This is a genomic window from Streptomyces sp. NPDC033131, from assembly GCF_055578365.1.
In genome coordinates this window covers 192,721-215,872 of the sequence record NZ_JBVIPA010000008.1, presented here as the reverse complement: position 1 = coordinate 215,872, position 23,152 = coordinate 192,721, and the positions used below count along the sequence as shown (strand labels likewise).

Genomic DNA, 23,152 nt, shown 5'->3' with positions numbered 1-23,152 from the left:
TCTGGCGGGCCACAAAAGCGCGGTGGCTGGAAGGTGGCAGGCACACCGGTCGGTCGCCGAACGCGGCGAAAAAGTCGGACGGGGCATGCGCCGACGAGTTTGACCGTACGCCGGGCCTTTTCGCAACACCGCTCCGGGAGTTCAGCGTCAGGGAACCTCGGGGCAATTCTCCCGCCGCCGTTGCGCGGGACTCTGATCTCTTCGCCGGAAGACCCGCGCCGTTCCCGCCGGGTTCCCCGGGAATTCTTTCCGACATCATCGAGGAGGACGTTCGTTGAGCGTGATCCTGTTCCGCCGGCCGGCCCGTCGTAAAGGACCGGAAATGCCGTCGGGGGAACTGAGTCTTCAGGAGCCGCCCACGCTTCCCGAAGTCGTGCCGGACAGTTCCGCGGTGTGGACGTATCTGCCGATGGCGCTGATGTCGGTCTCCATGATGCTGATGTTCATGCGGCCGGGGATGAGCCAGAGCAGTGGCGGATTCATCTACCTCGCACTCGGTGTGATGGTCGTCGCCTCGGCGGGGATGATGCTCGGCCAGGTCATGCGCCGCAACGGCGAGCGCAAGCAGCGGATGAAGGGGGAGCGCCGCGACTACCTGCGGTATCTGCGGCAGACCCGGCGCATGGTGCGGGCGTCCGTCGTGGAGCAGCAGCGCGCCCTGGCCTGGCGTCATCCCGAGCCGGACGCGCTGTCGTCGCTGGTGCGCAGCACCCGCCTGTGGGAACGCCGGGCCGCGGACGAGGACTTCGCCGAGGTGCGGATGGGCGTGGGCGACCAGCGCCTGGCGATGAAGCTGACGCCGCTGTCGACCAAGCCCGTCGAGGACCTGGAGCCGCTGTCGGCGCACGCGCTGCGCAGCTTCACCCGGGCCTACTCCACCGTCCGTGACCAGCCCATCGCGATCTATCTGCGGGCCTGGTCGAAGGTGCTGTTCCGCGGGGACGAGGAGCGGATACGGGCCCAGGTGCGGGCGCTGCTCGCGCAGTTGGCGGTGTTCCACTCCCCCGACGACCTGTGGATCGCGCTGTGTGTCTCGGACGAGCGGCGTGCGCAGTGGGAGTGGACGAAGTGGCTGCCGCACAGTCTGCACCGGCACGAGGAGGACGGCGCCGGACCGGCCCGCATGATCGCCTCGGCCTTCGCCGAGCTGGAGAACCTGCTCGGCGCGGAGTTCCTGGAGCGGCCGGGCGCCGACCCGGACGCGGTGCCGGGGCGTGAGGAGCCGTACACGGTCGTCGTGATCGACGGCTGCACGGTGCCGGCGGGGCACCGCTTCGACGGGCACGGCTTCCGCAACGCCGTGGTACTCGACGTCACCGGTGCGCTCGCGTGGAAGCCGGGGCGGACCACGCTGCGCCTGGAGGTGGACGACGACGGTGTCGCGCTGGTGCGCACCGACCGCGACCGCAAGGAGCAGTCGACGGTGCTCGGCAGGCCCGACCGGCTGGGCACGGTCGGGGCGCTGGCGCTCGCCCGGCTGCTGGCGCCGTACCGGATGAGTGTGGGCGGCGACGACTCCAAGCCGCTCGCCAACGATGTCGAGCTGACCTCACTGCTGAACATTCCCGACCTGCACCGGCACGACCCGGCCACGCTGTGGGCGCGGTCGACCGGCAATGCCCGGCTGCGGGTGCCGATCGCGGTGAGCGGTGAGGGCAGGCCCGTGGAGCTGGACATCAAGGAGTCCGCGCAGGGCGGCACCGGACCGCACGGGATGCTCATCGGCGCGACCGGCTCCGGCAAGAGCGAGCTGCTGCGCACCCTGGTCCTGGCGCTGGCCCTGACCAACTCCTCGGAGACGCTGAACTTCGTCCTCGTCGACTTCAAGGGCGGTGCCACCTTCCTCGGCCTGGACGAACTGCCGCACACCTCGGCGGTCATCACCAACCTCGCCGACGAGGTGGCGCTGGTCGCCCGGATGCAGGACGCCCTGCACGGGGAGCTGATCCGGCGTCAGGAGCTGTTGCGGGCGGCCGGGAACTACACCTCCGCGCTGGAGTACGAGAAGGCGCGGCAGTCCGGGGCACCGTTGCAGCCGCTGCCGAGCCTGTTCGTGGTGGTCGACGAGTTCAGTGAACTGCTGGCCTCGCACCGCGACTTCATGGAGCTGTTCGTGATGATCGGCCGGCTCGGGCGCAGTCTCGGGGTCCATCTGCTGCTGGCCTCGCAGCGGCTGGACGAGGGTCGCATGCACCAGCTGGAGAGCCATCTGTCGTACCGGATCGGTCTGCGGACGTTCTCCGCGATGGAGAGCCGTGGTGTGCTGGGCGTGCCGGACGCCTATGAACTGCCCGCGCAGCCGGGTGCCGGCTTCCTCAAGAGCGGCGTCGACGCGCTCACCCGGTTCCGGGCCGCGTACGTGTCGGGGCCCTATCAGCGGCGCCGGGCGGTGGTGCAGGCGCAGGTGGCGCGTCAGGTGGTGCCGTGGACGGCGGAGTGGGTGGTCCCGCGCGCACCAGCGGACCCGGCCCTCGCGGGTGACCCCGACGAGCCGGAGCCGGAGAGTGAGGGGGACGGCGACGGGGAGACCCTGCTGTCGGTGGCGCTCGACCGGCTGCGCGACTCGGGCCCGCCCGCTCACCAGGTGTGGCTGCCGCCGCTGGGCCGGCCGGCCACCCTGGACCAGATCCTGCCCCCGCTGACACCTGATCCGCGCTATGGCCTGACCACGGCGGACTGGCCGCTGCGGGGCCGGCTCACGGTGCCGGTGGGCGTCGTGGACCGTCCCTTCGACCAGTTGCGCGATCTACTGACCGTGGACCTGTCGGCGGCCGGCGGACATGTGGCCATCGCCGGGGGCCCGCAGAGCGGCAAGAGCACCCTGCTGCGGACCCTCATCACCGCCCTGGCCCTCACCCACACACCGCGCGAAGTGCAGTTCTACTGCCTGGACTTCGGCGGCGGCACGCTGGCCGCACTCGACGAGCTGCCCCACATGAGCGGGGTCGCGGCGCGGGTGGACACCGAGCGGGTGGGCCGTACGATCGCGGAGGTCACCGCACTGCTCGGCAGGCGGGAGCGGTTCTTCCTGGAACACGGCATCGACTCCATGCCCACGTACCGCAAGCGGCGCGCGGCGGGCGAGTTCCCCGACGAGCCGCACGGGGACGTGTTCCTCGCGATCGACGGCTGGGCCACCGTGCGCCAGGACTTCGACCGGCACATCCCCACCTTCAACGCGCTGGCCGCCCGCGGACTCAACTACGGCGTCCACCTGTTGATCACCACGGCCCGCTGGGTGGAGCTGTCGTCCTCGGTGCGCGACCAGACCGGCACCCGGCTGGAGCTGAGGATGGGTGATCCGATGGACTCGCAGATCGACTCCCGCAAGGCGGCGACGGTCCCGCGCAGCGCGGGTCGGGGGCTGACCTCGGACAAGCTGCACTATCTCTCCGCGCTGCCGCGGGTCGACGGGGTCGAGGACGCCGACGACCTCGCGGACGGGGTCGCGGGGCTGGTCGCCGCGATCGCCGAGAGCTGGACGGGGCCCACCGCGCCGCGGGTGCGGATGCTGCCGGCGAAGCTGCCGGTCCAGGAACTGCCGGAGCCGGAGGGCGAGAACGGTCTGCGGATCGCCATCGGCCTCGACGAGAACGAACTCGCCCCGGTCTGGCACGACTTCACGGAGAGCCCGCACCTGATCGTGGTGGGCGACACGGAGAGCGGCAAGACGAACCTGCTGAAGCTGGTCGCGCGGGGCGTCACCGAGCGGTACACGCCGGCCGAGGCGCGGATCATGACGGTCGACTACCGGCGGGAGCTGGTGGAGAGCGTTCCCGAGGCCTACCGGCTCGGGCACGCCGTGTCCCTGGACATGCTGCGGGACCTGGTGGACGGGGCGGCGCGGGCGGTCAAGCAGCGGGTGCCGGGCGAGGACATCGCTCCCTCACGGATGCGGCTGTGCGACTGGTGGCAGGGACCGCGGCTGTTCATCCTGGTCGACGACTACGACATGGTGGGCGGCGGACCGATGACGCAGCCCTTCGCCCCGCTGCTGGACCATCTGGCGCTGGGGCACGAGGTGGGTCTGCACCTGGTGGTGGCCCGGTCCTCGGCGGGTGCCGGGCGCGGGCTCAACGAGGCGTTGCTGCGCCGGTTGCAGGAGGTCAACACGCCCGGGCTGCTGATGTCGTGTCCGCCCAGTGAGGGCTACCTGTTCGGGAGTGTGAAGGGGCGGGAGCTGATTCCGGGGCGGGCCGTTCGCATCGCCCGCCGCAAGACCGTGCAGGTGCAGACGGGCCTCGTGGGGGACGCCTCGTGACGGGGCCCGGTCCGGACCGGATCTCCGGGCTACCGGTCGGCGGGGAGTGCTGTGCGGCCCGGCGTTCGCGGAGTGCCTCCCCCGCCCTCGGCTTCACTGGAGCAGGAGACCTCCCACCGCGCAGCCTCCCCCGCTCCCTGTTCCGCCCGAGCGGGAGAACCGATGCCGCCCCCGGGGGTGCGTCGCTACGGGGCCGTCGGCGGGCGCCAGTTCCTGGTGCGGCCCCGGGGGACGACCGCGGCCAGGGCCGCGAGCAGGAGGACGGCCGCCAGGCCCACCGCCGCGATCGTCAGGGAACGGTGGTGAGGGGTGGCGTCGGCGGAAGGCGGCATCTGCGCCGGGGCCGGGGTCCGCGCGGGCGCCGTCGTGCGGTCCTGGAGCAGGGACAGGGCGGCGTACGGGTCGAGGCGGGGGATGTCCGAGGGGTAGGCGGTGTCCAGCAGCCGGCGGGCGACCTCCGCCGCCGTGAGGTCGGGGTGATAGGCACGTACGAGCGCGGCGGTGCCGGCGACGCCCGCCGCGGCCAGCGAGGCGCCGGACCCGATGTAGTGGCCGGAGCCCTGGGGGCCGACGCTGACCATCGCGCTGCCGGGGGCGGACAGGTCGGGCTCGTGGGCGGGCGGCGCGTTCTTCTGCCGTACGCCGCCGGGGCCGAAGTCCACGACGGCGAGCGCGCCGGGCGCGGCGGCCGGCCAGTAGGGACCCTCGGGCATCTCACCGCCCGGCCCCTGCTCCTCACGGGGCACGGCGTCCGGTGCGGCGGGGGCGACCACCAGCGCGTCGCGTCCGGTGGCGTGGGCGACGGCCGCGGTGAGGTCGGCCTTGCCGGTGCGCAGGGCCTGGCCGACGTAGATGACCTGTGCGCCGCGGTCCGCCGCCGTGCGGATGCCGGCGGCCACGCTCTGCGCGGAGGGGACGCCGCGCTCGTCGGTGCCGGACAGGGCAAGGATCCGCCCCTGCGGGGCGATCCCGGTGATGCCGCTGCCCTTCTCCGGCGCGGCCGCGATCAGGCCGGCGGCGAACGTGCCGTGGCCCACGCAGTCCGCGCCCGCCCCGCCGACGGCCTCCACCCTCCCCGACAGGCTGGGAACGCCCGAGGCGACACCGGTGTCGACCACCGCGACGGTCACCCCGGCGCCCCGGGAGATCCGCTGGGCCCGGGACAGCCCGAGCGCCGCCTGCGACCACGCCGCTCCGGTGGCCGTCTGCTCCGAAGCCCCGGTGCAGGGGTTGCCCTCGCCGAGCCGGACGGGCAGCGGAGGCAGCAGCGTGGCCCCCGGATCGCCGGCACCGGGACTTTCCGAGGGCGCGGCCGGGGCGCCCGGCGCGGCGAGAGCCGACCCGCCCGTGACCGGCAGGACCACGGCGATCGCCAGCACGAGAGCCGCACTCCGGGCTTTCTTGGCATTCCACATAACTCGCATGATATGCACACAAGATGTGCGGCGCACAACGCCAACTACCGCAGCAGCACAAGGAGGTTCGAGGCGTGGCACGGCAAATACTCACGGTCGGCCCGGAACGGTCGGACGGCTTGCGGACGATCGGTGAGGCACTGGCCCAGTCCCGGACCGGAGCGGTCATCCGGGTCCGTCCCGGCCGCTACGCCGAGAACCTCGTCATCCGGCACCGGGTGACGATCGTCGGCGAGGGCGAGCCGGGCGCCGTCGAGATCTGCCCGCGGGACGGCACCGCCGTCACCCTCATGGCCGACGCCGTGATGCTCAGCGCCCTGACCCTGCGCGGCCGCGACAAGGAGGCCGCCGTCGTGGACGTGCCGGCCGGTCAGGCCGCGCTCGACGGATGCACCGTGACCGGCGCCGGATGGACGGCGCTGCTGATCCGCGGCAAGGGCTCACTGGCCGCCCGCGGCTGCCGGATCGGCAACCCGGGCGGTGCCGGTCTCGTCGACTCCTCGGAGAGCGCGAGCGTCGTCGAGGACTGCGTGTTCGAGAACTTCGGCACCTCCGCGGTGGTCATCGGCGAGACCGCCGGGCCCCTCGTCCGCGACTGCCGGATCCGGGGCGCGCGCGCCAACGGCGTCCTGGCCAGCGGCGAGGCCCGGGGCACCGTGGAGGGCTGCGACATCTCCGGCACCGACAAGCCGGCCATCGCCCTGGAGGGCCACAGCTCCACCCGGGTCCTGCGCTGCCACGTGCACCACACCTCGGTCGGCCTGCTCGTGACCAGCATGTCCCGCCCGGAGATCGAGGAGACGTCGTTCGAGTCCATCGCGCAGAGCGGCATCGTGATCTCCGGCGGGGCCGACCCGATGCTGCGCGGGTGCGTCACCCGACGCACCAAGAAGAGCGGGCTGCTCGTCCTGGACCGCTCCCGCGGAACCCTTCAGGACTGCTCGTTCCACGGCTCCACCGAGGCCGCAGTGCGGGTCGTCGAGGGCAGCGCCCCACTGCTGCGGGACACCGTGGTCAGCGACTGCGCCGACGCCGCGGGGGCGGTGCAGCTCGCGGACGACTCCACGGCCGAGTTCGAGGGCCTGGAGGTCCTGGACGCGGCCGGCGTCGGCGTCTCGGTGCGCTCCGCCGCCAATCCCCTGCTGCGCCGCGCCCGGATCACCGGCGCGGGCGGCCACGGAATCGAGTTCACCGACGACGGCCGCGGCCGGCTGGAGCACTGCGAGGTCGCGTCCGCCGGCGGCTGCGCGGTGAGCATCGACGACGACTCCGACCCCCAGATCACCGACACCGTCCTGAACTCCGCCGCCCACTCGGGCCTCCTCGTCGGCGAACGCGGCCGGGGCACCCTGCGCGACTGCGAGATCGGCGACAGCGCCGACGCAGGAGTCGGCGTGCGGGACGGCGCCGAGATCACGCTGGAACGCGTCCGGGTGCACGGTTCCAGGGCCCACGGCGTGCAGGTGTCGCGCGGCGGCCGGGCCGTCCTCACCGCCTGCGAGATCAGCGGGAGCACCGGCGACGGCGTACGGGTCGACAGCGCCGAACCCGTCGACGTCACCCGGTGCGTCGTACGCGACAACAGGGGCGCCGGACTGCGCCAGAGCCGCGCGAGCCGGCGGCTCACCGTCGAGCTGCTGACCAGCGCCGACAACGGCCTGGCGGACAGCTGGGGCGAGTCGGCCGACACGGTCGGCGAGGACGGCGCTCCGGGCGGGTCCGGCAGCGAGCCGGAGCCCGAGGGCCCGCTGTCCGAACTGGAGTCGCTCGTCGGCCTGGAGAACGTCAAGCACCAGGTGAGCACCCTGGTCAACCTCAACCAGCTCGCGGAACGCCGGCGCCGCCTCGGCATGCCGGTGCCGTCGATGAGCCGGCACCTGATCTTCGCCGGGCCGCCCGGCACCGGCAAGACCACCGTCGCCCGCCTCTACGGCAGCATCCTCGCGGACCTCGGTGTGCTCAGGAGCGGGCATCTGGTCGAGGTCGCCCGCGCCGATCTCGTCGCGCAGGTCATCGGCGGTACGGCCATCAAGACCACCGAGGCGTTCACCAGCGCGCTGGGCGGGGTGCTGTTCATCGACGAGGCCTACACCCTCACCCCCGAGGGCTCGTCCAACGACTTCGGCCGCGAGGCCGTCGACACCCTGCTGAAACTGATGGAGGACCACCGCGACGACATCGTCGTGGTGGCGGCCGGCTACTCCGAGCAGATGGAGTCGTTCCTGACGGCCAACCCGGGTCTCGCCTCCCGCTTCACCCGCACCATCGAGTTCGGCAACTACGCGGTGGACGAACTGGTGACGATCACCGAAAGCCTCTGCCACCGGCACCAGTTCGAGCTCGGGCCGCTGACCCGGGAGGCCATCGCCGTACGCTTCGAGCGGATGACGCGCGATGCGACCTTCGGCAACGGCCGCGCGGCCCGTGCCGTGTTCGAGGACATGGTGGACCGGCAGGCGTTCCGGCTCGCGGCCATGACCGACCCGGCGGAGTCCGACCTGACGCTGCTGCTGCCGCAGGACGTCGGCGACGCGGAGGCCGCGGCCGTCGGCGGCACGGCCCAGGACGCCGGCGACGCGTCCGACCCGATGGCCGAACTCACCGCCATGGTGGGGCTCGCCGCCGTGAAGCGCGAGGTCGCCGACCTGGTCAGTCTGCTGACCAACGCCCGGCAGCGGATCGCCGCGGGGCTGCCCGCCCCCCGGATCAGCAACCACCTGGTCTTCAGCGGACCGCCCGGCACCGGCAAGACCACAGTCGCCCGGCTGTACGCCAGGCTCCTGCACTCGCTGGGGGTGCTGCCCCGCGACTCCCTGGTGGAGGTGGCGCGGGCGGACCTGGTGGGCCAGTACGTCGGCCACACCGCACAGCGCACCAAGGACGTCTTCACCAGCGCGCTGGGCGGGGTGCTGTTCATCGACGAGGCCTACACCCTCACCCCCGAGGGCTCCTCCAACGACTTCGGCCGCGAGGCCGTCGACACCCTGCTGAAACTGATGGAGGACCACCGCGACGACATCGTGGTCGTGGTCGCCGGGTACACCGAGGAGATGGACCGCTTCCTGGCCTCCAACCCCGGTCTGACGTCCCGGTTCTCCAAGTTCGTGCGCTTCGAGGACTACGACACGGACGAACTGGTCACGATCGTGTCCCGGCACGCCGCGACCTCCGGGTACGAGTGCGCCGACGCCACCCTCGCGGCACTGCGCGCCCATGTGGACGCTCTCCCGCGCGACCGGTCCTTCGGCAACGCGCGGCTGGCCCGCCAGTTGCTGGAGACGATGATGACGAGCCAGGCCCGCCGACTGGCCACGCTCAGTTCGCCCAGCCTCGCCGACCTCACCACGCTGCTGCCGGAGGACCTGCCGCCGGCACGACGACCCGAGGCCGCTCTGTGACCTCGTGAAAGGGGAACGCCCGCCGGTTCGGCACCGGCGGGCGTCCGCTCGCGTTGTCGCGCCACTCATACGGTGGACGCTCCCCCGCCCCTCACACGGTGAACCTGACGGCCTCCAGCCACAACTGGGGCTCCGTCGACCCGCCGAAGATCCAGCCCTCGGGCTTCTCGCACGCCAGGCCGCCCCAGCCGTGGTCACCGAGCTTGTGGTTCTGGCAGACGTTGCCCGAGGCCACACCGATGGTGAAGCCGCTGAGGTTGGGCGCGTTCGAGGCGGCGCTGCCCAGGACCAGGTCGGTCCCGTCGGCGGCACTCGACCACGCGGTCGTCCATCCGTCCTTCTGGACGAACTCGTTGCCGTTGACCTTCGTCGCGTCCGCCACCGAGACGTTGATGGCCGTGATGGGCCGCCCCTTGCCCTCCTGGCCCGCGGTGGCCCCGTCGCACACGGGGGCCGTCCAGCCGGCGCCCTTCACATGGACCCGGTAGCAGATGTGCCGGCCGGGGTTCGAGGCGGCGACCCGCTGAACGGCGTAGGCGGCGGTGTTCGGCGGAAGCCTGGGAGCGTCGTACTCCTTCACCTTGGTCTCCGCCTTCTTCGGCTCCTCGGCCCGCTTGCTCGCCGCCGGCGAACTCGGCACCACCGGGGGAGCCTTCTTGACGACGGGGTTCGGCTTGGCGGAGGGCTTCTCGCTCGAGGGCTCCGGTGTCGGCTCCGCTGGGGCGTAGTCGCCCTTCGGCACCTCCAGCGGCTCCTCCTCCAGCAGTGTGTCGGACCCGGCGGCCACCGCCGAGTTGTCGTCCTTCCGCTGCCGCGAGTCGTCCGTGGCCCAGATCAGCAGGGGCACCGCGAGGAGCACGACGCCGGCGATGCCGGCGGCGGCGAGCAGCGGCTTCTTCGGTTTCCCGGACGGCGGTTCGTCCGCACCGGCCCCGGCCGCCGCGGTCGCGGCCACGGCGGTTCCGGCCGCGGCGGTCGCGCCGACTCCGCGCGCCTCGGCCTCGGGGGTGGCCCGGGCGGCGGCGGCCGGCTCGGCGACGCTCTCGCCCTCCGTCTGGGGCCGCTCCTCCGAGGCGGACGCGGCGGCCGTCGCGGCTGGCGGTTCCCCCACGGCGCCGGCCGTGGTGGCGGACGGCTCGGGGGCGGCCTCGCTCTCGGTGGTGTCCGGGGTCTTCGGTGCCGGTCGGGCCGTCTCCGCTCCCCCGGTGCCGCCCTCGTCCGGCTCCGGCGCGGGCGTACGCCGTGCGGCCGGTGCGAGCATCGCGCCGGGGTCGGCCGCGGCCGACCCGAGGGAGACCGCCCTGCGGACGGTGGAACCCCCTGTGCCGTCGGGCCCTTGGGGGACGGGCGGCTTCTTCTCGCTTGCCATCGTTCTCCTCGAACTGTGTGGACTGTGGGGTGATGGGTGGTCGTACGGCGGTCCCCGCCTGCTATTCGTCCTGGCCCACGGGCCCGGAGCAGCGGTCCGGCCATCGCGGGTCGTCGCCGGCGCGGAAGCCCTTGGCCAGCGCCTCCTCCAGGTACGCGACGGCCTTGAGGTCCAGCCCGGTCAGTTCCTCGGACCCGTCCACATAGGCGGTCGCGTTCCCGGGGAGCTCACGCAGCAGTACGACGGAGGTGCCGGCCGGCACAGTCCGTACCCCCACCACCCGGAAGCCGGTCCCCGGCACGAAGACGATCTCCTCGTACGTCTCCGTGGAGCCTCCCCGCCGGTCGAGCAGCTGGCGCACCTTGCGCCCGGTGACGGACCAGATCGCATAGCGCACGGGCGCTCCGTCCGGAAGCGCCGATGATCCTGCCAGGGCACTGACCGGCGCCGGGTCCTGAAGCAGGGCACCGATCGCCGGCTCGGGGCCGTCCACGTCCCCGCCGCGCAGCGCCACGCCCCTGTAGGAGGGCAGCCTGCGCAGGGCGGACGCCAGACAGCCGGCGTAGGGCAGCAGGCGCCCCTCACCGGCGCGCAGGTCCCGGATCAACTCCCGGTGCCGCAGCGGCCCTTCCCCGGCGGTGAGGTAGGCGTGCGCCGCGATGAGGTCGGTCCGTGCCGCGTCCAGTTCGTGTCCCCGCAGCGCGGGCATCCGGGTGAGCACCCGGGACACCGCGGCAGCGTGCCCTTCCCAGGAGCCGGCCGCGGCATCCCGGAACGCGGCACGCTCCGCGGCCCCACTGATGTGCCCGGGCACGAACGGGAGGGTGGCCCGGGGCGGTGCAGGCACCTCGGCGCCTCGCACGCGCGGCTTCCCGCCCGGCTCGGCAGGCACGGCCCGGCTGCGCTCCGGTCCTGGAGCGTCTGCGTCAGCAGCAGCGTGCCCCGACCGGCCGGCACCACCTTCTTCCCGCTTGTTCCCCGCGCCGCGTTCGCCCTCCGCCCTGGTGCCGGCCCCGTCCGACGAGACGAGCGCCGACCGGGCCCTCACAGCTCCCGCACCGGACCCACCGTCCGGCGACGCGGCGGGCGCGGACCCCTCGGCGGGCCGCCCGTGCGCAGAGGGCTCCGAGGACGCGGTGGGCATGGCCGCCCCGGGCTCCGCTTTCTCTGGCACGGCAGCCTCCGGAGGGGGCACCGGCGAGGCGCCCACGGCACGGGCAGGGCCGACGGGGGGTTCCGCTTCTCCAGGGTGGGCAGTTTTCGGACGGGGGCTGGCGGGCGCTACGAGTGTCCCGCCAGGACCAATCCCGGATTCCGCCTGCCTGGGCTCGGCAGCCTCGGGAGGAGAGGCAACGGGCGCGGCCGACACGCCGCCAAGGCCGACTCTGGACTCCGTTTGCCCGGGCTCCGCAGCTCCCGAAGGAGACCTGACGGGCACGGCCGGCACGCGGCCAAGGCCAACCTCGGATTCCGCTTCCCCAGGCTCGGCTGCCCCCGAAGGAGACCCAGCGGGCGCAGCGGACGCGCCGCCAAGGCCAAACCCAACCTCCGCTTCCCTCAACTCGGCAGCTTCCGAAGGAGACTCAGCAGACGACGCGGCCGGCGCGCGGCCAAGGCCAGCTCCGGACCCCGCTTCCCCCGGCTCCGCAGCCCTCGAAGGGAGTTCAACAGGCGCGGCGGATGCGCCACCAAGGCTGACCCCAGCCTCCGCCTGCCCGGGCTCCGCAAGCCGCGAAGGAGACCCGGGCGAAGCACTCCCCGCGCCCGTGGGGCCGACGGCATGCAGATCGCCTTCGGTGGCCGCGCCGACCGTGGGGACTTCCGGCGCGGAAACAAGCCCAGTTCGCGGCAGGGCCACCGGCGGAACAGGTCCCTCGCCACGGGCGACGGGCCGGCCGGGAACACTCGCCCCCACCCGGGATCGCGGGGGCGCGACCGGCTCGGCGGCCCCAGGTCCACCGACGACACCGGTCACTGCGGCGGACCCGCTGCCCTGGAAGGCATCGGGGCGTACGGCAGGCGCGGGCGCCGGGAGCCCGGGCCCGGCAGTGGGCGGGGCGACCGCCGTACCGAACCGGTGGGGCATCGCGCCGGAGGGTGGGATCCGGCCGGGCTGCGCGGTCGCGCCGGGCCGGCCGGGCGCCGTGCCGGGGTGCGGGCGCTGGCCGGTGGTGACGTAGCGGATGTTCGGTACGCCGTGTTCGGCGGCCAGGCGGCGCAGGGCGCCGTCGCCCGCCAGGAGTCTGCCGCGGACCAGCAGGCTGGTGCGTGACCGGACACCGCTCCCGAGGCCGTGCAGGAGGCGGGACAGCGCGGGCAGCAGGGAGTCGTCCAACGGCTGCCCCGGCATGCCCAGTTCGATGGCGCACACCTCCGGGTCGACGGCCGGTCCGAGCGGCCCGGGGCGAGGGCCGCCGTCCGGTGCCCACAGAGCGAGACCGGCCCGGGTCACCGTCGCCTGCCAGCGGTCCGTCAGCCGTACCGTCCCCCGTTCGCCGCCGCCGAGAATCCAGTCGGGCGGGTGGAGTTCCGTCGGCCTCGGGACGGGAGCGCGCCCCTGGGAGTCGACAGGTCCGCAGACCACGGACGACACGAACGGCCGCCAGCTGGGCCGACCGTCCAGCCCGACCAGCGTGGCCCGGGGAGGCGTTCCGGGCGGTGCGTGGTCGTCGAGCAAGGGCAGGCCGGTGAGTACCTCCACCTCGGTGGCCAGCAGGTCGGCGACCGACTGTCCGAGCCGCAGCAGGTCACGTCGGCCGCCGGGCGCGAGCCGGGCGCGGGCGCGCTGCGCCTCCGGCAGCCCGGCGAGGACGGCGGCGACCTCTTCGGCGGCGACGTCCTCCGCCTGTGGGGCGCCGACCAGTACCGTGAGGCGCTCGAAGTCGACGGGCACGGAGAAGCACAGGTCGTCGAGGGCCGGGCGCGGTGCCTCCGCCGGGCGGATCAGCACGCCCGCGGGGACACGGTCCACGACACAGCCACCGGCCGTGCGCTCGGGCACCGCACCCAGCGCCTCTTCCCAGTCGGGCGCCGGGGCCCGCCGGCCCAGCTTCCGGGGTTGCGCGCCGGGCGCGAACCGCCACCAGCCGCACCCGGGGCGGGAGTCGCCGTGGACGAAGAGCGCGCCCCCGGGCGTCATCAGGACGGCCCCGTCCGGAGCCGTCACCTCCAGTTCCCAGGCGTCCGCGATCCGGCGGGCGACGCAGGGCTGCTCCGGCCGGTCGTCACCGGCGCCGGACATGACGAGCCGGACCCGCTCGGTACCTCGCGCGCGCAGCGTGTCCAGCAGTGCGCCCAGCCGTGCCCAGTGGTCGGCGTCGGGTGTTCCGCCCCCGGCGGCGGAGCCCACGATCACCGTGACGACGCCCTCCTCCCTGCCGACGGCGCCGGCCACTTCGGCCACCACGTCCAGGGGGAAGGAGTCGTCCTCGACCGAGCGCACGAGCAGCACACCGTCGACGTCCTCGACCGGCGGGCCACCGCTGCCCGGGTTTCCGGTGCCGTTCGCGCCGCCGGCAGGGACCTCCTCGCGGCGACCGGTACCGGAGCCGGAGCCGGACCTGCGTCCCCGGCCCGGCAGCACGGAGGACCAGCGGCTCACGCGTCCGTCCCCCGGATCGGCCGAACGGCCTCGGTCAGCACCCGCGCGGTGGAGCCCACGGGCGCGGCGGCGGGCAGCCGCTCCCCCGTACCGTCCCGGACCGCGTCGCGTACGGCGTCCGGGTCCAGCAGCATGCTCACCGTGGCCGAGGGGTTCAGATACAGCACGTGCCCCTCGGGAACGCGCGTCAGAAGGTCCTCCACGCCGACCAGTTCGAAGGCGAAGCGGCCCGCGGTGTGCAGGAACACCGACGAGGTGAACACCGGCACCACCGGCGTCCCGTCGGACGCCACCGCGCTGAGCAGGCCGCCGCCCGGCGCCGTGAGCACGGCCACCTCGCGCCCCACCAGCGCGGCCGGCACCGCCTCGCCGGGCCCGTACCCGGTGGACGCGAGCTGCACGGCGCGGTCCACGTCGTCTTCCGGTTCGGGCCAGCCGAGCGCCTGCGGGGAGGGCCGGTACGCGGGGTTGTCCTCCCACGCGACGATCTCGCCGTCGAGGCCGGACCGCCACCGGCCGGTGAGGGCCCACTCCGGGGGACTCCCCGCCCCGGACCACGTCGGGTCGACCGCCCCCAGCCAGTGGTCCGGGGCGAGGCGGCCCGCCTCACGTATGTCGTCCGGAACGGGCGAAAGCACCTCGTCCTGCTGGCTCATCGCTGTCCTCATTCGGTGGATCGGGACGAGACCGCGGTCGGTGCGGTGCCGTCCGGGGCGTCGTGCCGGAGGAGCCGGCGCGCGGTCGCGGCGTCCGTGACGACTCCGGTGAGCAGTCCAGACCGCAGTACGGCGCGGACCGCGCCGGTGCCGGGTCCACCGGCCGTGACACCGATCAGGTCCGTGATGGCACGGAGTTCGGCGGCACCGACCGCTATCGTGCGGGCGCTCAGCTCGGTGGGGATCACCCGGCCGACGGCGTCCAGGACGTGGCCGGCCACCTCGGCGCACGCCCCCGCCACCCGGAGCTTCTCCCGCTCCGGCTCGGACAGGGCGCCGTAGACCGGGGAGTGAGGGGCGTCCCAGGCGCCGATGCCGACGACGGCCTTGGTGACCAGGCCGAACCGGTCCAGCGTCTCGGCGGTGGCGGGCTGGCTGCGCAGGACGGCGGCCGTCGCCGCGTCGGGCAGCAGGAACGGGGTGTGGAGCGGGTACGCCCTGCCACCCCCCGCCGCCGCCGTACGGCGGATCGCGGTGATCGCCGTGTCGTGGGCGAGGTTCCGTCCGTGCACACCGGTCAGCTGGACCACGTCGCAGAGGGGCAGCCGGGTGACCGTCTCGCTCAGCGCGTGGGCCGCGTCGCTGCCGTCCAGCCCGAGAACGTCGCCCTCCTCCACGATCTCGGAGAGCAGCCGGGCCGCCGCCGTGCCGAGCCAGCGTCCGCTCTGGCGCTGTTCGGCGGGGGACGCCGCAAGGCCCTCGTTTCGGCTGAGGTTGACAACGATGCCGTGCCGGAGCCCGAACCGCTCGGTGAGCGCCCGGCCGAGCGGGACGTCGACCTCGGCGGGGACGGTGATGTCGATCCGCACGATGTCGTGGGCCACGGCCGCGTCGAGGAGACGAGCCACCTTGAAGCGGCTGATGCCGAACTCCTTGGCGATCTCCACCTTGGACCGCTGCTCCAGGTAGAAGCGCCGGGCGACGGCGGCGGCGAGAAGCGTGTCGATGGGCGCGGGTAACGCCGCCACCTCACCCGATTGCGCCATGTCGTCCCTCCGCGCTCTCATCGTTGGTCAACTCGCGCCACTTCTCCGGCTAGTTGATCCGCGCGAGGTGAGCAGAACATGACGGGAAAACGACGCCGAAGTGACACCAGGGTCCCCAGTGACCGCTGAAACGGAAGTGTCGGTTGGCAGGGAGCGTGGACTCTGGAGCGGTCCTGGACTGTCAGCCGCAGGCCCTCGGCCGAACGCGGCAGAGGGTCGCGTTGAGCCTCGGGCCCTCGGCCGGACCAGGCAGATCGTCGCGCTCGCGGGCCGGGCTTGTCAGGGAGGCGGCGCCGCCGTTCGTACGCCTGCCACCACCGACGCGAACGACCCGGTCGCTTGCGACGCTTCAGAAGAGGAACGGTTCAACGCGGCCGGAGCCAACCCAGCGGACTTCACCACCAGGTCCACATACGACGACGCCGGCCGCCTCACTGCCCTCCACCGGCATCTCCGCTCACTTACTACAGGTCCGCCCGGCATCGGTCTCTGTCACGGCCCACGGACTTTGCTTCACCTCCGTCCCCGGCCAACTCCGAGACCCCACGTGAGTGGCCTTCCCGAGCCGCTCCCCGCTGTTCCGCATGGGGAGCGGCTGGGGAGTTTTTCGTCGCTGGGGGGAGGCTCTGGGGAGTTCCGGCGGCATAAGCCGGTACAGCACCGAGGCGAGTGGGGCGGGTGGTGAACATACGGCCTCTCACCTCGCTGTGTGCGCGCATCGACCGGAGATGGATGCTCCGCCGGCAGGCTGTCGGCCGCCCTGCCGGCGTGGTCGACCCGGTGCGTGGCGGCGCGCGTCCGGCGTCCCGCTCACCCGCAGGGGCGGCCCGGATAGTCGTCGGTCTCGGGTACGCCGGCCTGGCGCATCCTGCGCAGCACCTCGGGCAGGAGCGACTCGTCGCCCGTGTCCGCCGGGCAGTTGGTCTCGCGGTCGAAGACCAGGGTCTGACCGGCGGTGTGCCAGATGACCCAGCGGTACCGGGACCCGCCGTCGTCCCAGAGGTGTGCGTAGCTCTCCACAGCCGTCGTCTTCCGGCTCACGGCGCCGCCTTTCCTGTCCAGCGGCCGTCGACGTATGTCGCCACGACCTCGATGTCTGCGATGCGTGACGGATCGACGCGCCGGGGGTCGTCGCCGAGCACGACGAGGTCGGCGAGCTTGCCCGGGGTGAGGCTGCCGAGGCGGTCGTCCCAGTGGCAGGCGAAGGCGCCGGCGACCGTGTAGGCGCGCAGGGCCTCGTCGACGGTGAGGGCCTCGTCGGGGCCGATGACCTGGCCGGACTCGGAGGCCCGCTCGACCATGAACTGGATGGCTCGCAGCGGGGATCCGTCCGTGACGGGGCGGTCGGAACTGCCGACGAGCGTGATGCCCTGGTCCAGGAACGCCCGGCCGCGATAGAGCCACGGGGCCCGCTCCTCCCCCATGATCGCCGCGTAGTCGTCGCCGAAGTAGCGCAGGAAGTTGGGCTGGACGACCGCGCTGACGCCGAGCCGCGCGAAGCGCGGGAGCTGGTCGGGGCGGATCAGGCCGGCGTGCTCGATGCGGTGCCGGGCGCCGGGGCGCGGACGCAGGCGCTGGGCGCGTTCCAGAGCGTCCAGGGCGATGTCGGCGGCGCGGTCGCCGATGGCGTGGACGGCGAGCTGCCATCCGGCGAGGTGGCCGTCCACGATGGTGTCGGCGAGCACGTCCGGGTCGTCCTGCAACTGGCCCGTGCTGTCCAGCCCTTGGTAGGGGCTGCTGAGCGCGGCGGTCCGGGCCATCATGCCGCCGTCGGTGAAGATCTTCAGCGCGCCCACGGAGAGCCGGTCGTCGCCGAACCCGGTGCGCAGGCCGAGGTCGAGGGACCGCGGAATGCCGTCGGCCTCATGCGCGGCGACCGCGTGCAGCCGGTCGGCGGACACCATGAGCTGCACGCGCAGGGGTAACAGGCCTTCCTCGCGGGCGAGTTGATAGGCACCCAGCTCGACCGGGCTGTGGCCCAGGAGGGTGCCGCCGATGCCGGCCTCGGCGCAGGCGGTGACGCCCTCGGCCAGGCAGGTCCGGGCGGCGCGCCCGATCGCCGCGGCCAACTCCCGCTGGGAGTACGGCAGGCGCAGTGCGCGGGCGGCGCCCATGGCGCCCTCGGCAAGGAAGCCGCCGTCGTGCGGGAGGTCGGCGGGGAGCAGGTCGAGCACGGCGGAGTTGACGACGCAGCCGTGCCCGGAGTCGTGCAGCATGAACAGTTTGTGTCCGTGGCTGACCGTGTCGAGTTCGGCGGCGGTCAGATGACGTCCCAGGGCCCGCTGGTCGTATCCGGCGATGCTCACCCAGGCTCCGGGTGTGGCCTTGCGGAGGACGGCCTCCTCCACGACGGCGAGCACGTCGTCGATCCGCGTGCACCCCGCGATGCTGGGGGTGTTCTCCTTGAACCCGGTCCAGGCCAGGTGCACGTGGGCGTCGATGAACCCGGGCAGCACGGTGGCGCCCTGCAGGTCGATCACCTCGCGTGCGGGCAGGGAGGTGACGGCCTCGTCCAGGCCGACGATCCGGCCCTGCCAGATGCCCAGGTCGTGGGCGACGGGATGGCCGGGGTCCATGGTGAGGAAGCGGGCGTTCGTCAGTCTGGTGCAGAGCACCATCGGGGTCAGGCGTTCACGGACGTCGCGAGGGACCGAGGGCGCAGGTCGGTCCAGTTCGCCTCGATGAAGTCCAGACACGCCTGTCGGGTGTTCTCGTCGAAGACGACCGTCCACCCGCCGGGCACCTCGGCGAAGGACGGCCAGAGCGAGTGCTGGCCCTCGTCGTTCACGAGGACGAGGAAACGGCCGTCGGCGTCGTCGAAGGGATTGGTGCTCATCTCCGGTGCCTCCTGGGGAATAAGGTTAGGCTCGCCTAATCAAATGTGAGCTTAGCCTTCTCGCTTTCCGCTCCACAAGGAGACGTTCATGAGGTTGGTGGGGGAAGACACCTTCGCCGCGTTCGGACTGCCCGGCGCACCCGGCACCGACGCGTTCTGGGCGACCGCGAGGACACCCGCGTCGATACCCGACGGCGAGGGCTGGGTGACCCTCTTTCTGAGGCGCGGCCACGAACCGGCGAGCGTCGGCTTCGAGAGCTGGTCGGAGCCGGTGCCGCTGCGCCGGTGGGGCGACACGGACTGCTGGTACGCCGAGGTGCGCATGCCCCCGCGGCTGCGCGTGACCTACCAGTTCCTCGCCGGCGACGCGGCATACGCCGACCCGCTCAACCCGGCCGGTGCGGGCGGTGACCGGTCCATCGCCGCGACCCCGGACACCCCGGCCCAGCCGCACTGGCCCGACCTCGGCGCCGACGGCGTGCTGCCCGTCCCGCGCGCCCGGATCCGCTGGAACAGCGCACGGCTCGGCGGGCGGCGCACCGTGCGGGTCCACCCGGCGGGCGGCGGCGGACCGGTGGTCCTGCTGCTCGACGGGGACGACTGGCTGTACCTGCACCCGGCCATGACCGCGTTCGACGCGGCCGTCGCCGGCGGCGAGCTGCCGCCGGTCACGCTCGTCTTCCTGCCGACCACGGACAGGGCGGCCGAGTTCGGGTGCGCGCCCGAGCTGTGGGAGGCGGTCCGGGACGAACTGCTGCCGCTGGTGGCGGAATCCGGCGTACCCGCGGACCGGGGCCGGCTGGTGGTCGCCGGGCAGAGCCTCGGCGGGCTCAGCGCCCTGTACGCGGCACTGGAGTTCCCGGACCTGGTGTCCCGCGTCGCCTGCCAGTCGGGCTCGTTCTGGTGGACACCCGACGCCCCGGACCTGGCCGACCTCTTGGGCGGCCCGGTCGGCGGCACCATCGCCGCGCGCCTGCGGGAGCGCCCGGACCTGTCCGGTCTGCGGGTCGCGTTCGACGTGGGAGAACACGAGACGCGGATGCTGCCCCACTGCGAACTGACCGAGACCCTGACGGAACGGGCCGGGGCGACCGTACGGGTCTCCCGGTCACCGTCGGGCCACGACCGGGCGGGCTGGCGTCACGCCCTGCTCAGGGATGTCGCCTGGGCGCTCGCCTAGGGCCTGTCCGGCGGACCACGTCGCAGGAGATCCGGGGCGCCTCATCGACGCAGGTGAGCGGGGCCTGGTGCGAGGGCGTCGACGTGATGGGGCCCCCGCTCGAGCGAAGCCGAGAGTGGGGCCGCCGGACAGGCCCTAGGGGTGCAGAGCGGCGAGCGGCACGCCTGGCCCGGCGGTACGGCCCGCCGGCCGGCGTCCTCGCGTCCTCGTCACCCCCGCTGCTGCGGGATCAACGCCGACGCGGGGGCCAGTGCCCGGCCGGCGTCCTGGCCGTCGTCCTGGCCGTCGGGGAGTGCCGCGTCGTGCACCGGCATGTCGTCCCGTATCAGGTTCTCGCCGATGAGGACGGCCGCCGTGGCGCCGCCGCTCGCCGAGGCGCGCAGTTCGACGCGCAGGCCCTGCCGGGCGGCGATGCGGTTGACCACGAAGAGTCCGATCTGCTTGGCGTCGAGCAGGTCGACGTTCTCGGACTGGATCTTGCGGTTGGCCTCGGCCATCGCCTCCTCGTTCATGCCGAAGCCGCTGTCCTCGATCTCGATGAGGAGGCCGTCGCGCAGCCGGCCGGCCCGCAGCTGGACGGGGGCGCTGGGCGGCGAGAAGGAGGCCGCGTTCTCGACGAGTTCGGCGAGCAGGTGGATGACGTCCGCCACCGCGCCGCCGTGGAGGGAGACGCGAGGGACGGCCCAGATCTGGACCCGGCCCGGCTGCTCGATCTCCGCGACGGCGGCCCGCAGGACGTCCACCAGCGGGATCGGATCACGCCAGCCTCGTCCGGGCGCGACACCGGACAGGATGAGCAGGCTCTCGGAGTGGCGGCGCATCCGGGTGGCGAGGTGGTCGACCTGGTACAGGTCGTGCGTCTCGGCCGGGTCGCGCGGGCGCTGCTCCAGCTGGTGGAGCAGGTCGAGTTGGCGGTGCAGCAGCACCTGGCTGCGGCGGGCGAGGCTGACGTACACCCCGGAGATGCCGTGGAGCAGGTCGGCGCGCTCGGAGGCGGCCTTGAGCGCGGCCCGCTGCACGGCGGTGAGTGCGCTGCCCACCTGGGCGAGTTCGTCGCCGACGAGACGGCGCATCGGGGCCTCGGCGTCGATGTCCACGCCCTGCCCGGCGTGCAGCCTGCGCATGGCCCGCGGCAGCCGGCGTCCGGCGACCTCCAGGGCGGAGTTGCGCAGGTCGAGCAGTTCGACGATGAGCCCGCGACCGACGCCCACGGACACGAGCAGCGACAGCAGCACTCCCACCAGGCCGAGGATGACGGCGATGCCGGAGGCGCCCAGCGTGTCCCAGCCGAAGGGGTTCGCCTTGGCCGTGGCGCCCGTACCGGCGTCCGACTGGGCCTCGGCGAGGCCCTTCAGCACGGCGTCGGCGGCGTTGTCCCAGTCCCTCAGGAAGCCCGCGGAGACGACCGGGGTGCCGGGTCCGGCACCGCGCACCCGGTCCTCGCCGGCCGCGAGAGTGTCGTAACTCCCGCTCTTCAGCACCGCGTCGTACGCCGCCCGGTGTGTCTCTTTCAGATCCGCGACCGCGGGCTTCAGCAGCTCCCGCTGGGTGGCGACGGCGCCGGCGAACTGCGCGTACTGCTCCGTGGTGAGTTTCCCGGTCCCGCTCCCCGCGGCGAGGAGGGCCTGTTCCCGGGCCACGGCCTCGCGGGCGCGGGCGAGTTCGAGGACGACCCGTGCCTCGGATGCGGCGTGGGTGCCGTTCTCGCCGGTGAGCGCGCCGGTCACGGCGAAGGCGTGGTCGATGACCGTCGAGTATCCCGTGAACGCCGTCTGGGCGGCGCCCTTCGCGTCGGTCCGCGCGCGCAGCGCTGTGAGTCCGCCCGCGTCGGCCTCCAGGCGTTCGATGCGGGCGGGCAGTTGGGCGTCGAGGAGCTCGGCGTCCGCGGTGGCGGCGTCGGCGCCGTGGCGGAAGGCGGTGGCGGCCTTGTCGGTGACGTTCCGGGCCTGCTCGACCGCGTCGAGGGCGGCCGGGTCCGGCGCGGCGGCGCGGCGTGCGGCGGCGGTCCGCTCGGCCTGCAGCGCGGTGACGAACTCGTCGACCGGGGCCAGGAGTTCGGCGTTGACGTCCTTGACCCGCTCGGTGTCGCCGATGCTGGAGGCCGTGGTCACCGCGGCGAAGCCCCACAGCGCCATCAGGGACACGATGGGCAGCATGAGCAGGGCGACGATCTTGGCCCGGACCGATCGGGGACGCAGCCGTTCCGTTGCGCGGGCGACAGACATGGGATACCTCTTCGAAAGTGTGCGGTGCGGCTGTGCGGACGTACGGCTCAGGCGGTCGCGCTGGTGGCGGGAGCGGGCGTGGCGGCGGTCGCGGTGGAGAGTTCGACCTCGCGCAGCAGTTCGGCGGCGACGGACTCGGCGCGCTTGCCGGTCGGGGAGAGCGCGACGTACGCGGAGGTCAGGAAGAGGAACGAGCCGAGCACGACGGCGAGCGGGAAGAGGAACTCGGTGGCCGTGGCCCCGGGCAGCTCGGCGCTGCTGGGCGCGAGGCTGACGTCGACGGCGTACATGGCGGTGTAGTGCATGCTGCTGACCGCGAGCCCCATGACGAGCGCGGCGGCGGTCGCGAGGACGGGACCGCGCACGATGAGGGTGAGGGTGAGCGCGGCGGTCGCGGCGACGACGGCGATCACGACGGAGGTGACGACGAGGAACGGGTCGTACACGACGGTGCCGTGCAGGTTGAGCGCGGCCATCCCGGTGTAGTGCATGGCGGCGACGCCCAGTCCGGTGCCGAGCCCGCCGAGCGCCACCGACGTGACGCGCGAGCGCCCGTACCCGGCGGTGAAGACGCCGGCACTGACGACGGCGATGGCGATGACGAGGCTGAGTACGGTGAGCGGGACGTCGTAGCGGATCGGGGTGCCCTCGACGCCGAAGCCCATCATCGCGACGAAGTGCATGGTCCAGATGCCGGAGCCGATCGCGAACGAGGCCAGCAGCAGCCAGTTCCGTTTCGAGGCGCCGTCGGCCTCCTGGGCCCTGACCGTGCACCGCAGGCCGAGCGCCGAGCCGACGCAGGCCATCACGTAGGAGAGGACGGGAGTGACCCATCCGGCGCTGAAATGGTCCATGTGTCCCACGGCGAAACCCCTCTCGCCCGCCGGGCGGAGAGCTCAGCGCGCACGTCGGAACCGCCGGTAACAGGGACCCGGGGGAACGAGATCGCGCCACTGCTTGCCGGAGGTCGGTGAGGGTTAAAGTACTGCGGTGTGGGTTACGGACCCGTTTGCACGCAAGTGCTTCACATACCCCTTACGGGGCCCGTACTTTCGCCGCCCACGCGGCTCATCCGCGCCTCACACCGCCCGGGCCGTCGTCGATCCGGGCAGCGGAACGTCCGATACGGCGGCGCTCCGTGCACCGCGGGCATGGCCGAAAAGTG

The 23,152-nt window shown here is 73.3% G+C and carries 13 protein-coding genes; 3 read left to right on the top strand and 10 right to left on the bottom strand.

From position 1 onward, the window contains the following. The first annotated feature begins 322 nt into the window (after nucleotides 1-322). The gene (gene eccCa / locus ACZ5XS_RS13835; protein ID WP_468650889.1) at nucleotides 323-4,261 is read left to right on the top strand and encodes a type VII secretion protein EccCa; all 3,939 of its coding nucleotides are present in this window, start codon (nucleotides 323-325) and stop codon (nucleotides 4,259-4,261) included. Between the two features lie 185 nt (nucleotides 4,262-4,446). Here the strand turns inward: eccCa and ACZ5XS_RS13830 are convergent, their stop codons facing one another. Next, nucleotides 4,447-5,676 (bottom strand): S8 family serine peptidase, encoded by a 1,230-nt coding sequence (locus ACZ5XS_RS13830; RefSeq protein ID WP_468650887.1) that lies wholly within the window; start codon nucleotides 5,674-5,676, stop codon nucleotides 4,447-4,449. Between the two features lie 74 nt (nucleotides 5,677-5,750). On the opposite strand from ACZ5XS_RS13830, the gene ACZ5XS_RS13825 reads away from it, so the two are divergent. Continuing rightward, complete coding sequence (locus ACZ5XS_RS13825) at nucleotides 5,751-9,074, top strand: right-handed parallel beta-helix repeat-containing protein (RefSeq protein ID WP_468650885.1); 3,324 nt, start codon at nucleotides 5,751-5,753, stop codon at nucleotides 9,072-9,074. A gap of 91 nt (nucleotides 9,075-9,165) precedes the next feature. Here the strand turns inward: ACZ5XS_RS13825 and ACZ5XS_RS13820 are convergent, their stop codons facing one another. The 7 genes from ACZ5XS_RS13820 to ACZ5XS_RS13790 form a co-directional block, all read right to left on the bottom strand. Continuing rightward, nucleotides 9,166-10,443 carry a hypothetical protein gene (locus ACZ5XS_RS13820; protein ID WP_468650883.1) on the bottom strand — a complete coding sequence of 426 codons (1,278 nt, stop codon included), beginning with the start codon at nucleotides 10,441-10,443 and terminating at the stop codon, nucleotides 9,166-9,168. A gap of 61 nt (nucleotides 10,444-10,504) precedes the next feature. Next, nucleotides 10,505-14,044, bottom strand: coding sequence for a hypothetical protein (locus tag ACZ5XS_RS13815; protein WP_468650881.1), 3,540 nt, complete (start codon nucleotides 14,042-14,044; stop codon nucleotides 10,505-10,507). Continuing rightward, the gene (locus ACZ5XS_RS13810; RefSeq protein ID WP_468650879.1) at nucleotides 14,041-14,700 is read right to left on the bottom strand and encodes a type VII secretion system-associated protein; all 660 of its coding nucleotides are present in this window, start codon (nucleotides 14,698-14,700) and stop codon (nucleotides 14,041-14,043) included. The genes ACZ5XS_RS13815 and ACZ5XS_RS13810 overlap by 4 nt, the downstream gene beginning before the upstream one ends. 8 nt (nucleotides 14,701-14,708) lie before the next feature. Then, the gene (locus ACZ5XS_RS13805) at nucleotides 14,709-15,746 is read right to left on the bottom strand and encodes a sugar-binding transcriptional regulator (RefSeq protein ID WP_468650877.1); all 1,038 of its coding nucleotides are present in this window, start codon (nucleotides 15,744-15,746) and stop codon (nucleotides 14,709-14,711) included. An 810-nt stretch (nucleotides 15,747-16,556) separates the two neighbouring features. Next, entirely contained in the window at nucleotides 16,557-16,787 is a 231-nt protein-coding gene (locus tag ACZ5XS_RS13800) for a hypothetical protein (protein ID WP_468650875.1), read from the bottom strand. After that, on the bottom strand, nucleotides 16,784-18,361 hold the full coding sequence (locus ACZ5XS_RS13795) for an amidohydrolase (protein WP_468650928.1): 1,578 nt from the start codon (nucleotides 18,359-18,361) through the stop codon (nucleotides 16,784-16,786). Before ACZ5XS_RS13795 ends, ACZ5XS_RS13800 begins: the two co-directional genes overlap by 4 nt. A gap of 8 nt (nucleotides 18,362-18,369) precedes the next feature. Further along, nucleotides 18,370-18,582: an MbtH family protein gene (locus ACZ5XS_RS13790; protein WP_468650873.1), complete on the bottom strand. Its 213-nt coding sequence runs from the start codon at nucleotides 18,580-18,582 to the stop codon at nucleotides 18,370-18,372. Nucleotides 18,583-18,670: 88 nt separating this feature from the next. Here ACZ5XS_RS13790 and ACZ5XS_RS13785 point away from each other — a divergent pair, with 88 nt between their 5' ends. Continuing rightward, nucleotides 18,671-19,762, top strand: coding sequence for an alpha/beta hydrolase-fold protein (locus tag ACZ5XS_RS13785; RefSeq protein WP_468650871.1), 1,092 nt, complete (start codon nucleotides 18,671-18,673; stop codon nucleotides 19,760-19,762). Nucleotides 19,763-19,971: 209 nt separating this feature from the next. Here ACZ5XS_RS13785 and ACZ5XS_RS13780 read toward each other — a convergent pair whose 3' ends face one another. Together ACZ5XS_RS13780 and ACZ5XS_RS13775 are read right to left on the bottom strand one after the other, a co-directional pair. Then, nucleotides 19,972-21,987 (bottom strand): sensor histidine kinase, encoded by a 2,016-nt coding sequence (locus ACZ5XS_RS13780; RefSeq protein WP_468650869.1) that lies wholly within the window; start codon nucleotides 21,985-21,987, stop codon nucleotides 19,972-19,974. 47 nt (nucleotides 21,988-22,034) lie between these two features. Further along, nucleotides 22,035-22,850, bottom strand: a complete 816-nt coding sequence (locus tag ACZ5XS_RS13775; protein WP_468650867.1) for an MHYT domain-containing protein — start codon at nucleotides 22,848-22,850, stop codon at nucleotides 22,035-22,037. Between the last annotated feature and the right edge of the window lie 302 nt (nucleotides 22,851-23,152).